This is a genomic window from Priestia sp. YIM B13486 (assembly GCF_042787865.1).
GTDB classification, from domain to species: Bacteria; Bacillota; Bacilli; order Bacillales; family Bacillaceae_H; genus Priestia; species Priestia megaterium.
Window position 1 is genome coordinate 432,628 of the sequence record NZ_JBHZOZ010000001.1, and the last position, 12,177, is coordinate 444,804.

A 12,177-nucleotide genomic window follows, 5' to 3' on the forward strand; every position below is an offset into this window, starting at 1 on the left:
ACTATTATATCCGGAGAGAAAGAGACTTAATCCGTCCACTTCACAATGTGCTGATCCTTTTTTTGAATATATGCCGTTTCCGTCAATGCTCTTCCTTGCAATGTTTGACATTTTATTTTTAGGATAATCATCTGTTCATCTTCACTTACTACTTCGTATGAAACCGTACCAGTTTCTAATACTAAAGATGCAAATGGAGATTTATTATGTTCTTTTATTTCTTTTTTTAGATGTACAACCGCGTTTTCTAAAAGATGCTGCAGGCGATTTTTCTGCTCTACTTCTTGATAAAATGAACTTTTCGTCACAAAATAAGTGGTTTGCTGAGCTACTAACAGAAGAAAAAGCGCACAAAATGCCAAAACAACGGGGAGAATAAATCCTTGCTCATTATGTTTCATGAGCAAGCATCAAAAACGTCGTAATGGTTTCTTCTCTAACTTTGTTAACACCGTCTGTTGAACGAATTAACAGCCTTTCTTTTTGCTGTTCATACATAATATTCTTAATGTGCTGCAGCACAACTTCATGACCGCTTTCATCCACTCGTCTTCTTATCTTGTCTTCATAGCGTTCATAAGTGATGATCTGATTATTTTCCATTTTCAACGTAAGCGTAGTCGCATGAATTCCTACTTCTTTTGCTTCTCGATATTCCATAGCAAGTTGATTTACAAAGATTTCCCACTCCATTTCATTCATACTAAAGTCCGGATTATATGTTTGCTTCGCTAGCGGAATGATAATGGGGAAAAATGAAACAATGATCAAAAAAAGAGTAAAACTGACTAACATCTCTACAAGCGTAAAACCTTTTTCCCTTTTCACTTCAACACCACATCACACTTCTTTTTCATTTTCTCAGCGGAATCTGTCCATTCTACACAAAGCTTTTGAGCACTTTCTCCGTCCCACTTCAGATAAAACGCAACGTTTTCTTTTACGATTTTTTCTCGCCGTTTATATCCTGCTTCATATTTATATTTCAATAGCTCTTCGTGCAAGATAGCATCGGCTTGATACGAAACATATTGCTTCTTTTCTGCTTCCTTCATCTGAACATACAAAGGAATAATTGTACCGGTTAGGAGTAAAAGCATACTAAATGAAACAAGCATTTCTAACAAAGTGTAGCCCTGCTGACCCTTAGATCTTGTCCACATAAAAACGCCCTCTGCCTATTTGAAAAATAACTTTATATTTAAATTTTTGATTGCTGATAAAAATGGTCTTCGCTTGAGAAATATTGCCGTTTTTGTTGTATTGTATCGTGGAATTTCCGCTTCCAAACGTGATATGAATGGTGGAGTCATAGGCGCGCTTATAAAGAACGGCACGAGAATCAGAAACAATATATTCTGTTCCCTTCGGTGCGAAGTTAATTTTAATTGGAGATTCTCGGTTCATGGCTGTCTGCTGCACATAAAACGTGTCGCTTTGCAGCTGTCGCAAAAATAATGTGATGTTGTAATATTCCACAAGCGGACGAATGGCTACAATAATGGAAAACATCATCACTTGCACAATAAATAAAACCATCAGCATCTCAATGAGGGTAAATCCTTTTTGCTTAAGAAGAACCACTAGCTGTAACCTTTCCGGTACCGTCAATTTGAATGGCTTGACCATTTGGACACACGGTGCCTTCTTTTAAGTAGCCTCCTGCTTCAAGCTCTTCTAGACTTGGTTTTTCGCCATTTTCAAGTTCGTATACTTGTACCTCAGCCTCTACGGTTTTGACAAGAGCTGAGCAGCCTTTGTTGTTAATAACCGTATTATGCTTTAATACATTTGGAATCATAATGAGCAAAAGCACGGTAATAACGAGCATAACAATGAGCATTTCAATAAGGGTAAATCCTTTATCACCTTTTAGAATCATATTCTTTCCCCTTTCTACAAGCTCGACATCACTTCTAACATCGGAAGCATAACGGACATATACATAAGCAGAATGACAATTCCGATGAATAAGAATGTAAGTGGCTGTACATATTTTAAAATACGAAAAATAAACTGTTCCATTCTTTCCATCATAAATAGACTGTAATCATACAGTTCTTGAGAAAGCTCACCGTTCTGCTGGCCATGCACAATAACGTGTGCCAAGTCTTTTTCATAATGAGATTTACCTGAAACGATATGATCTAATCGCATTCCTGAGGAAAGTTGATCTGTAAAAGCAAAAGCTTCCACTTGAAAAAACGGATGATGCTCTTGCTTTTGAAAAAGAGCAAAGCATTCATAAATAGATAAACCACCATTTAGTAAATTGCTCATATGAACAGAAAAAAAGTACGAGTTAAATAGCCGTGTGAACGTTCGGATAACGGGAACTTTCATAAAGAGCTGCATTTGAACTACTGGAGGCAATTTTTTAATGTACATCACATAAAACAAATACAGGATGATTGGCATACTGATGACTGCAGGCAATACAAAAGGAAAGAACGACATCGCCTGCATAAATAAGAGGATAAACGAAGACTGCTTGTTTCCAAAGGATAAGTACAGAGCTTCAAACTGTGGAAGTAAAACCGTACTTAAAACAAATAAAATGGAAAGAATAAACAGCAGTAGCAATACGGGATATTGAACAAGCTTTTGAAATTTTTTACGATGCCTTACTTTTTCTTCAATCATTGAGCTGCTTTCTTTTAAAGCAAATTGAAGGTTTCCATGCTGTTCCGCAAAATATAAATAGCTTAAAATATCACGGTGAAACTGAAGTTTAACAAAAGCATCGTGCAAAGATTCTCCTCGTTTTAACTGCTCAAGACATTTTTCAATATCCGTTTTTTCTTTGTTAGATACTTGAAACGTCAAAAACGAAAGAGCTTGAGAAAGAGTATAGCCTTTTTCCAAGAGCTTAGAGACCTGCTTAAGAATTGTCGCTTGCTGAGCAAGAGACCACCTTTTTTGTCTATTTGTCTTTATCCCCATCCGTCTAGCGAATGCGGATATAAATAGCCTAGCGCGATTCCTTTTAGAATCACATCTCGGAGCGTCTTATAATCATAATCCGCATTTTCTCCTTTCACTTCTCTCATCACTGCGCTAAGCTCCTTTCCATAAAGCAATTCGTATATGCTGGACTGACGATGCTTCCTCATTTTTTTACAAGCGGGGTGGCATTTTCCGGAACACAGCGGACAGCGAATTTCTACAAGGCGCTGTGCAGCTACTGCTACAAGAGTCTGTTCCATTTCTTGAAAGCTAACGCCAAACTCAAGCAGCCTGTACAAAGATCCTTTTGTATCTTTAGTATGCATCGTTGTCAAAACCAAGTGTCCGGTAAGCGCTGCTCTCACAGCAATTTTGGCAGTCTCACTATCTCTTATTTCTCCCACCATGATAATGTCTGGGTCATGGCGCAATATAGCTTTTAAACCAGTCGTGTACGTAATTCCCGCCCGTTCATTTACCTGTACTTGAAGCACAGTTTCACTCGGTTTTTCAATAGGATCTTCTAGTGTAATAACATTTCGATTAAAAAGGTGCTTTACTTCGTGTAAAAGAGTATATAGAGTAGTGGTTTTACCTGATCCTGTAGGACCGGTAAAAATAATTAATCCATGAGAGAATTTCAAGAGAGAAATAAGCTTTTTAGTATGTTCAGGAAAAAGAGATAAATGTTTGAGAGATGTAGATTGTTGATGAGGCAAAAGCCGAATAACAAGACTTTCATCATGAGAAGTAGGAAGAGTTGATAAACGCAAATTTACTTGATAGTGATCAATGGAAGTGGTCAATGCACCATTTTGAGGTTTTCTGCGCTCACCAATATCCATTCCCCCTAAAAATTTAAAATGCGAAATGAGCCGTTCAGACATTTCCTTTGAAATAACCCTCTTTAAAATAAGCTCCTGGTCAATTCGCAGCTGAATCACAGCATCTTTCTTTCGGGGCACAATATGCACATCAGAACTTCGGCACTCATATGCATCTCGTATAACGTAAGTAGCAAACTGTTCAATTTCGGTCAAACGATCATCACTCCTTTATTTGTAATCAAGATGATTGGTAAAACATCTAGAAAAAGTAATTTCGACCTTTTTCGAGATTTTCCTCCTTCTTTTTTCATTTTTTATAATTTTTTAGTATACGCTTCTTTTCTTCCCTTCAGTCCTTGTACACGATGTACAACTTCTGTACACCTCTAAACGACTACATAAAAAAAGACAACGTGATGTAAAACTCTACGCTGTCGTTTTATTCATTATTTACTGAATTGAGCTTCTTCATCATGTACGCTTACACAACTAGAGAAGCAAGACTTGTTTTTTTCTTGACTAAATTTTTAAGAGCAGATTCATTATAGCCTACTACAAGTTTTTTACCATCTGTTAAAATTGGTCGGCGAAGCAAACGAGGATGTTCAATTAATAAATTGACCACTTCTGATAGTGTCATGCTATCCACATCAACATTTAACTTTTTATATTCTTGACTTCTTTTAGCAAGAAGTTCATCCATCCCTTCTGTTGTCATAGAAAGAAGTTCAAGCATTTCTTTATGAGTAGGTGTTTCTCTAAATAAATGACGCTCTTTAAAATTTACATCTTCCTTCACTAGCCACTTTTTCGTTTTACGACAAGATGTACAGCTCGGGTACGTATAAAATTTAATTTCTTCCATATGAAACCCTCCCGTTTTTTTAGTTATAGATTGTTTATATACATTGTACACGTTTTGTATAACCTTTGTATAGTATTTTGCACATGTTTTGTATAACTTTTTTTCTTCTGTCGTATTTCAAGGAAAAGATAGCGTTTTCAGGAAAGAAAGGATGTATTATAATGGAAAAGTATCGATATAGTTTCATAAGTGCTTTCTAGTGCTTACACAGCGATGACATTCATCATGACACTAACTAAGTTTGATAAAGGAGGAAATGGACGTGGAACGAATGTACCGTGTAATGGGGTTCTGGACAGCAATTTTCACTGTAATGTTTTACCTCGGTCACATGCATAAGACTTCTTTACTCTTTTTAGCTCAAACAGGCTTTTTTGTAATTCTTAGTTATTTAAAGCTGTCTGAAAGAATGTACATTTACGTTTTCGGAGCATATTTGACCGTCTTTTTTGTGGGGTTCACGTACTGGTCAACTTTTATGATGACAGCAGGACAGTAAAGAGAAAAGCGATGGGCTTCCATCGCTTTTTGTATTCTTAAAAACCATTTAGGAAAGGATTTTGATCCATTTCGTGCCCCACAGTTGTTTCAGGTCCGTGACCGCTTAGTACAAGCGTATCTTCTGGAAGGGACAGCAATTTCGATTCGATGCTTTCTAACAGCTGAGCTTGATTGCCTCCAGGTAAATCTGTGCGTCCAATGCCGCCTGCAAAAAGCGCGTCACCAGATACTACAAAGTTACCCGGTTTAAAATAATATGAAACGCTGCCAGGAGAATGGCCAGGCGTTTCGTACACCTCAAATTGGAATGAGCCAATTGTTAAAGTGCCTTCGATTGAAATAATATCAGTTGCATCTGGAGCCGTAATTTCTCCTAAATCAAAAAATTTCGAACCGTTTAAATCACTATTATGAAGCCATTCTTTTTCATTTTTATGTACATAAAGCGGGATAGAGTAGTGATTCATCACTTCATCTACTCCTCCAATGTGATCAAAATGAGCGTGTGTCAGCAAAATAGCCAACGGTTTATACGTTTGTTTTTCTAGAAATTCAACGAGCTGTTTCCCCTGAGCTCCCGGGTCAAAAACTAAACACTCTTTTTTTTCGTTAGCAACGACATAACAATTCGTTTGAATAGGTCCTAGCGGTATACGATGATAGTTCATAATGTATCCTCCTTGTAAAATTTATTTCCGTTATATGCATTATCATACACACATCATCTTATAAATGAAAGTAAGGACCTTTCTAAGCTAATAAGGCGAAAGAAAGATTGGTTTTCATCTCGACAAACGGTTAGAAAAGTTTTACAATTAAAGGGATAAGCTAATGATAGCGCTTTAATTTTAAGTTGCCTAAAGGAGGTTTCTTCGAGTGGGTCTTATGATTATTTTTGCACTAACAACATTGCTAGGCGTATTTGCAGCTATTTCATCTTTTAGAAATAAAAACATATTAGGCATTGGTTTTTCGGTACTAACATTCGGTGTGTTCGGATGGTTTACCGTGATGACCATTATACATCACGGTTATCCGGCGGTACATCATTAAAAAAGCCACGCAAAGCATATGCTTTGCGTGGCTTTTCAAATAGATAGATATTCCATTGCCGCAACTAAAATAGCTTTAGTCGGATTATATACGCGCGACATTTGAGATAGAGGCAGCGGATTAATTCCTTTCCCCAGTTCTAAAGTGAACCCTAGCTTTTTCTTTTCTAAAATAAACCAATCCTTAAATCCAGCGTGACTATCAATCGTTTTGACTGCTTTATAACCGCTTACCCTTTCAAAATAACTGGCTATTTCCTCCGCTTCCTTCGGCTCTTCATTCATATACCCCCAGTAAAATTCTTCTCCTTGGGTATGTAAAGCGATCACACAATCAAAATCATGACGCTCAACGAGTTTTACCATTGCCTGCGCTTCAGGTTCAGACAGAGATTGATAACCTGGAAAGTCCCGATAATGCGGAGCTTTAGGTTCTTTGCGCTTTTTTTCAATTTCCCAATAAGCCGGAAACTGATTGTTTAGGTCTACCCCTCGGATATTTGCTTTCCAGCTTTGAAAATCAGGAAAATCTCTGCCTATTTTAGAAAGAAAAGACGCATAAGGTTCACTTACAGCAGGACCTTTTAAGACCAAATCTACTCCGTCTGGATTAACAATCGGAACCGCAGAAAGCGTAATTTGATTAAAAAGAGCTCTTGCTTCCTGCCCGTTCAACGCCTTGTCGTAATGAAGAGCAGCTAAATAATCTTCAACAAACTGTAGAAGAACATTTGTCGTAATCCATTCATTGGCATGAAAAGACGCATTAATATGAACCTTTCTTTCTCCGTTTCCAATTAAAATATGAGGAATCGGCTTTCCAAGCACGCTGCACCCTATCCATTCAAGAGAACCATAGGGATAGTACGTCAAAAGTGTTTGGATATCTTGTATTGTTCGCATGTAATCGTAGGGCTTTTGGATATCTACAATTTGCATAATCTTCACTCCTTTACACTATGTATATGTAAAGATTGAAAAGATGCATGATAAAAAAGCGCTTTGACTAAATGTCAAAGCGCTTTTTTATCTCAGTTAGATTCTTGCTTATTATTCAAAATAAGATTTAACTAACCAAGCTCCTCCAATAATTCCCGCATCGTTTCCTAAAGTAGCGATTGCTAGTTCAGCACCTTGCGCTACACGAGGAAATGCAAAACGTTTGAAATAATCTCTTACCGGTGCAAGTAATACCTCGCCTGCACGAGACACACCGCCGCCTAGAACGATCTTCTCAGGGTTTAATGCATTAGCAGAGTTTGCTAGTGCCAGACCTAAATGAAAAGCAACTTTATCTACAACATGCATAGCTAACTCGTCTTTTGAACGAGCTGCATCAAATACATCTTTAGATGTAACTTGTCCATTTTGTTCTAACAACGTGCGAAGCTCACTTGGTTTGTCCGTTTCCGTTAATTCTTCCATTGTTAAACGTACAATTCCAGTTGCTGAAGCAATGGTTTCTAAACAGCCGGTTTTGCCGCAGTTACACGGTGCCCCGCCTTCAGGAATAGAAGTAATGTGCCCGATCTCACCAGCGGCTCCATTTACGCCTTGTACAATTTCACCGTTTGCAATGACGCCACCGCCAACGCCTGTGCCAAGCGTAACGCAAAGTAAATCTTTTGCTCCGTCTCCAGCACCCTTCCACATTTCTCCAATCGCTGCAATGTTTGCATCATTGTCTACTACAACAGGAAGAGAAGTTTCTACTTCCAAGATATCTTTGATAGGGAATTTTTCCCAACCTAAATTGACAGCTACTTCAATCGAACCGTTTGCAAAGTTAACAGGCCCCGGTGCACCAATACCAATTCCTACTAACCTTGATTTTACTTCTCCAAGATCGTTTAACTTTTTATCAATTGCTTTTGCAATATCCGTTGGAATTTTACGGCCTTGCTCGCTCACATCCGTATTAATTTCCCACTTGTGAATGATTTCTCCATAATGATTAATAAAGGCCATTTTTATTGTTGTACCGCCTAAATCAACTCCAACTAACCATTTGTCATCCATGTTCATTCATCCTTTTTCTCTTTTTGTTGTTTTAACTCTCGACGAAGCAAAAGAATTGCCATTTGGTAATCACGTACATCAATCAAGTTAGACTGATATAACTCTTTTACTTCCGCTTCCATCAGCTCTAAATCAGCAATACGATCGCCCACGTATATAAAAATGCCGAAGGACTTTAATAATTGTTGTACATCATATAACGTATTCATTCTGTCACCTTTATCCTATTTTCTAGGTGATATGATTCATTTATTTTGAGATAACTCAACAGTCATTCAGTCATAAACAGCGGCCGTATTTAACGCCCACTGCTAGGTCTACATATTAATATTCTAGTAAACGTTCTCACAATAGTAAAGTATAAAATATTAAATTCGTCATTCAACAGTTTTAATTTCCTATCTCTTGCTTCAGCTTTTCGTATTTTTCATTTTGCGGTTCAAGAGCAATTGCTTTATCGATATTTTGTGTGGCCGCTGTAATATCATTCAATTTCATATTCACCAGAGCTAAATTGTAATACGCCTCATGAAAAGTTGAATCATACTTTACAGCCTGATTCAATTGCTGTTTAGCTTCTTTATAATTTTCAAGATAAAATTCTGCGCTAGCACTGACGAAATACACGTTACTATTTCCTGTTCCTTTTTCAACAAAAAGCTTAATGGCCTCTTTTGCTTCTTCATACTGCTTCTGCTGAAGATACGTAGCCGCTACGCTGAGTGCATAGGGCTCATCTTGATAAACAGAACGCTCATGATATCCATAAAAAAGCAGACTTCCTACTAATAAAAGCGTGCAAATGAAAGCCGGAATCTGAATATACAGCTTTTTTTGTTTCGGTAAACTGACGATGCTCGCAGCTAAAAATCCGCCAACCAAACCGCCAATATGTCCTGCATTATCGACGTTCGGCGCAACAAATCCAAAAATCAAGTTAATCACAATGATGACAATGAAACTCGATCCCATTGTTCGAAAAAAGAAGCGTGGATTTGTTCTTGCTAAAAACAGTAAAGCTCCAAAGCAACCGAAAATGGCCCCTGAGGCTCCTGCGGAAATGGACGTATTCCATATAAAACTTCCTAGAGATCCTGCAAACCCGGCAAATATATAAATAAAGACAAAACGCCCGCTGCCATATATCCTCTCTACAAGCGTTCCTAAATAATACAGGGCTACACTATTCATAAGCAAATGCAGAAGTCCTATATGCAAAATTATAGGTGTAAAAAAACGCCACCATTCGCCTTCCATAATTAAGGGGTTGTATTTAGCTCCGTATTGAATCAGAGTGAGCGTATTTTGTGTACTGCTCTTCCACTCCAGAAATAGAAACATTAAGATTTGCAGCGCTAAAAATATATATGTAAAAATAGGCTTCCCGTATCCCGCTATTTGCTGTTCTTCGCTTTGTTTTTTCTGTACAAAAAGCACAATTTTATGTTTCCACTGCTCTATTCGCTGTGCTTCTTCTTCGGAAGAGAAATTGTCTGCGCTTTCTAATGTAAGACCCAGCCGTTCGAATAGAGGTTCATAAGCGCTTGCTTTCTCTGCCGTTAATTGTTCAACGTAACTATTCAATTTAGAGGGACTTGGCGCACTTTCTAAGGACTGCTCTGTATAAAAAGGATCAAAATCAGCAAAGTAAATCGTGTTAAGAGTAAGCGTTGATTTACCTCTTTGCTTTCGCACATTCTCAGCTCTTTGTAATGCGTACAATACATCTTTTTGCTGCTCAACGGCTGATTTAAAATTCCGGCGGACTATGCGGACAATTGACTTATCTTTGCGATGCGAAGATTGAAACCATAGCTCTGAAGCATCAGCTTTCATCGAAATCAACTCATATGAAGAATGGCCAAGCAATTGCTGTGCCAGCTGCCAATAATAAAAATCTTGCCTAGACAAATAGTCACCTCCTCATACTCTCTATATGTAAAGATGGCAGAAAGCCAGGAAAAAAGCAACGATTTTCCCTTTTTCTTTTTCTACAAAAAAACACCTTACAGGTCTGTAAGGTGTTTTTTTATGTATCTTTCGCTCTTAGCGGAAGACCTGCTTCATTAAACGATCCCGAACAAACGGCAAATTAAAAAATGAACGAACAGCTAGACTACGGATAAATGAATTTCCAAACAGCGAATTTAAAACACGGTATCTCATTTGATAGCCCAGCGTTCCAACAACTAAAAGCGTAAGTACTAATACAATATGTCTCATTTTCAAGCCTCCTTACGTTTACTTTGCTCCTATGACGAACATTTTATGCTCTTATATAGGTAAAAGCAGGATAAGGATTCCGCCTGTAAAAGCAGCAAGCAAAATAGCGGCAAGATTTACAACATCATTGTTAAAGAAAGTTATTCCTTTCTCTTTTATCGTTGGCTTACGGCAATGATCTTTCCGTTCCGTTTCAATACCGCAGCTTTGACAGCGAAAGCGAACTTGCACACTTGCTCCAAGAAGAGTGTCTATAGCGTTTCCAATAAAACCAAAGCACCCGACTAGCAATATACTACTTAGCGATACGGATGGAAAAGCAAAATAACAAGCGGCAGCAATAAGAAAAGCTCCGGCTGCTCCGGCTGCTGTGCCTAAAAGTGAAACGGCTCCTGAGGTACCCGCTTCTACTCTCTTTAACGTCCAAAGGTAAAACGGCGGCTTCTTACTAAGAGACCCTATTTCAGATGCCCACGTATCCGCATTAGCAGCTGAGATACTGATCATAAACATCCACATGTAAACAGGAAAAGCTGTTACAGCATATAACAAACCGCAAGCAGCAGCTACACCTCCATTAGCAAGGACTTGAATATAATCTCGCCTGTCGTGCTTCTCTAGCTTTTCTTCTAATGCACGTTTTTTTTCTTTTTTGTACTTACTACACAACGTAGAAGTGCTAAAAAATAAGAGTAAGAGTAAAAAACCTTGAAGCGAAAAACCGATATAAACGCTCGCTCCTACGATAAAAGACATGCAGGCTCCCGATACTGTCAGTGCTTTTGCTATGTAGCCTGCTCCTGCCATGAGTAATATTACAATTATCATGACAGCATCAAACAGATTCACAGCAAATAAGCTCCTTCTCTGTCAAAATATATTCCACGGGAATATCATGAGATTCATATGGAACCTCTGAAACGACTTGACAATCAAACGCAAGGCTTAGCTTCTGTCCGCTATAATCTGTTAGATAACGATCGTAATAGCCGCCTCCATAGCCGATACGATATCCATTTTTACTATATACCACGCCAGGCACAAGGAGTAAATCAATTGAAGATTTTGAAACGGGAACAGTTTCTTCAACAATTGGCTCCGCTAACCCGTAGTATACTGTTTCAAGCTGTGAAAAATTCGTAATCTCGTAGAAAACCATTTGAGATGTTGTGGGGTTGCATTTTGGAACAGCTACTTTCTTCCCATCTTTCCAAGCACGTTCAATGATGGCTTTCGTATTAACTTCTTTATTTCTTGAAACCGTAGCTGCAATGACTCTAGCTTCTTTCCATAAACAAGTTTCATACAGTGCATTTGCTATGCTTGTTGAATGTGCCTCGTGCTGCTCTTCAGAAATTAAATTAAGAACCCGCTTCATCTCTTTGCGCAGATGAGATTTCATTCTAATTCCCCCTATAAAAAAAACAGCAGGATTGTACTCCTACTGCTTACTTTGTTTCACGATGAAGTGTAACTTTTTTAAGTCTTGGGCTGTATTTTTTTAACTCAAGACGATCTGGGTTATTACGCTTGTTTTTAGTTGTAATGTAATTACGGTCACCAGTTTCAGTGCAAGCTAATGTAACGTTTACGCGCATCTATTTTCCCTCCAAACATTATAAACATAAATCAGACTTTAATATAATATCATTTTTCGAAAGGAAATGCCAGTCTGTTTTTTTGAAGAAAGTCATTTAATTTCATTTCTTCACTTTTTCTTTCCTCTTAGATCCCTGAGCTCCTT

Annotated in this window: 19 protein-coding genes; 2 read left to right on the forward strand and 17 right to left on the reverse strand. The window is 38.0% G+C overall.

Translation table 11 applies throughout. The features are described 5' to 3' along the window. Positions 1–26 precede the first annotated feature (26 nt). The 8 genes from comGG to ACFX4G_RS02195 all read right to left on the reverse strand — a co-directional run bounded on the left by comGG (position 27) and on the right by ACFX4G_RS02195 (position 4,638). The gene (gene comGG, locus ACFX4G_RS02160; protein ID WP_377572738.1) at positions 27–401 is read right to left on the reverse strand and encodes a competence type IV pilus minor pilin ComGG; all 375 of its coding nucleotides are present in this window, start codon (positions 399–401) and stop codon (positions 27–29) included. Then, entirely contained in the window at positions 391–828 is a 438-nt protein-coding gene (gene comGF / locus ACFX4G_RS02165) for a competence type IV pilus minor pilin ComGF (RefSeq protein ID WP_013059172.1), read from the reverse strand. Before comGF ends, comGG begins: the two co-directional genes overlap by 11 nt. Continuing rightward, positions 825–1,163: a prepilin-type N-terminal cleavage/methylation domain-containing protein gene (locus tag ACFX4G_RS02170; RefSeq protein WP_377572740.1), complete on the reverse strand. Its 339-nt coding sequence runs from the start codon at positions 1,161–1,163 to the stop codon at positions 825–827. Before ACFX4G_RS02170 ends, comGF begins: the two co-directional genes overlap by 4 nt. Continuing rightward, the gene (gene comGD / locus ACFX4G_RS02175) at positions 1,147–1,629 is read right to left on the reverse strand and encodes a competence type IV pilus minor pilin ComGD (RefSeq protein WP_377572742.1); all 483 of its coding nucleotides are present in this window, start codon (positions 1,627–1,629) and stop codon (positions 1,147–1,149) included. Before comGD ends, ACFX4G_RS02170 begins: the two co-directional genes overlap by 17 nt. Further along, positions 1,571–1,882, reverse strand: coding sequence for a competence type IV pilus major pilin ComGC (gene comGC, locus ACFX4G_RS02180; protein ID WP_013059175.1), 312 nt, complete (start codon positions 1,880–1,882; stop codon positions 1,571–1,573). Before comGC ends, comGD begins: the two co-directional genes overlap by 59 nt. A 14-nt stretch (positions 1,883–1,896) precedes the next feature. Continuing rightward, complete coding sequence (comGB, locus tag ACFX4G_RS02185) at positions 1,897–2,943, reverse strand: competence type IV pilus assembly protein ComGB (protein WP_377572744.1); 1,047 nt, start codon at positions 2,941–2,943, stop codon at positions 1,897–1,899. Beyond that, positions 2,934–3,986, reverse strand: a complete 1,053-nt coding sequence (comGA, locus tag ACFX4G_RS02190; RefSeq protein ID WP_013085018.1) for a competence type IV pilus ATPase ComGA — start codon at positions 3,984–3,986, stop codon at positions 2,934–2,936. The genes comGB and comGA overlap by 10 nt, the downstream gene beginning before the upstream one ends. Positions 3,987–4,254: 268 nt before the next feature. Continuing rightward, positions 4,255–4,638, reverse strand: a complete 384-nt coding sequence (locus ACFX4G_RS02195; RefSeq protein ID WP_013059178.1) for a Spx/MgsR family RNA polymerase-binding regulatory protein — start codon at positions 4,636–4,638, stop codon at positions 4,255–4,257. Between the two features lie 262 nt (positions 4,639–4,900). On the opposite strand from ACFX4G_RS02195, the gene ACFX4G_RS02200 reads away from it, so the two are divergent. Further along, complete coding sequence (locus tag ACFX4G_RS02200) at positions 4,901–5,137, forward strand: DUF2626 domain-containing protein (RefSeq protein WP_377572746.1); 237 nt, start codon at positions 4,901–4,903, stop codon at positions 5,135–5,137. Between the two features lie 37 nt (positions 5,138–5,174). Here ACFX4G_RS02200 and ACFX4G_RS02205 read toward each other — a convergent pair whose 3' ends face one another. Beyond that, entirely contained in the window at positions 5,175–5,807 is a 633-nt protein-coding gene (locus ACFX4G_RS02205; protein ID WP_377572748.1) for an MBL fold metallo-hydrolase, read from the reverse strand. 208 nt (positions 5,808–6,015) lie between these two features. Here ACFX4G_RS02205 and ACFX4G_RS02210 point away from each other — a divergent pair, with 208 nt between their 5' ends. Continuing rightward, positions 6,016–6,192: a DUF2759 domain-containing protein gene (locus ACFX4G_RS02210; protein ID WP_013059181.1), complete on the forward strand. Its 177-nt coding sequence runs from the start codon at positions 6,016–6,018 to the stop codon at positions 6,190–6,192. A 35-nt stretch (positions 6,193–6,227) separates the two neighbouring features. On the opposite strand, the gene ACFX4G_RS02215 is transcribed toward ACFX4G_RS02210, so the two are convergent. The 8 genes from ACFX4G_RS02215 to rpmG all read right to left on the reverse strand — a co-directional run bounded on the left by ACFX4G_RS02215 (position 6,228) and on the right by rpmG (position 12,031). After that, positions 6,228–7,130 carry a M14 family metallopeptidase gene (locus ACFX4G_RS02215; RefSeq protein WP_377572750.1) on the reverse strand — a complete coding sequence of 301 codons (903 nt, stop codon included), beginning with the start codon at positions 7,128–7,130 and terminating at the stop codon, positions 6,228–6,230. Positions 7,131–7,241: 111 nt separating this feature from the next. Further along, positions 7,242–8,210 carry an ROK family glucokinase gene (locus ACFX4G_RS02220; RefSeq protein WP_377572752.1) on the reverse strand — a complete coding sequence of 323 codons (969 nt, stop codon included), beginning with the start codon at positions 8,208–8,210 and terminating at the stop codon, positions 7,242–7,244. A 2-nt stretch (positions 8,211–8,212) separates the two neighbouring features. Further along, complete coding sequence (locus ACFX4G_RS02225) at positions 8,213–8,419, reverse strand: YqgQ family protein (RefSeq protein WP_013059184.1); 207 nt, start codon at positions 8,417–8,419, stop codon at positions 8,213–8,215. Positions 8,420–8,600: 181 nt separating this feature from the next. Next, a complete protein-coding gene (locus ACFX4G_RS02230; RefSeq protein ID WP_377572754.1) occupies positions 8,601–10,121 on the reverse strand; it encodes a rhomboid family intramembrane serine protease in 1,521 nt (506 codons plus the stop codon). Between the two features lie 135 nt (positions 10,122–10,256). Then, positions 10,257–10,433: a hypothetical protein gene (locus ACFX4G_RS02235; protein WP_013059186.1), complete on the reverse strand. Its 177-nt coding sequence runs from the start codon at positions 10,431–10,433 to the stop codon at positions 10,257–10,259. A gap of 51 nt (positions 10,434–10,484) precedes the next feature. Next, on the reverse strand, positions 10,485–11,282 hold the full coding sequence (locus ACFX4G_RS02240; protein WP_377572756.1) for a DUF92 domain-containing protein: 798 nt from the start codon (positions 11,280–11,282) through the stop codon (positions 10,485–10,487). Next, positions 11,269–11,835 (reverse strand): 5-formyltetrahydrofolate cyclo-ligase, encoded by a 567-nt coding sequence (locus tag ACFX4G_RS02245; protein ID WP_025750520.1) that lies wholly within the window; start codon positions 11,833–11,835, stop codon positions 11,269–11,271. Before ACFX4G_RS02245 ends, ACFX4G_RS02240 begins: the two co-directional genes overlap by 14 nt. Positions 11,836–11,881: 46 nt before the next feature. Beyond that, a complete protein-coding gene (rpmG, locus tag ACFX4G_RS02250; protein WP_013059189.1) occupies positions 11,882–12,031 on the reverse strand; it encodes a 50S ribosomal protein L33 in 150 nt (49 codons plus the stop codon). Positions 12,032–12,177 lie beyond the last annotated feature (146 nt).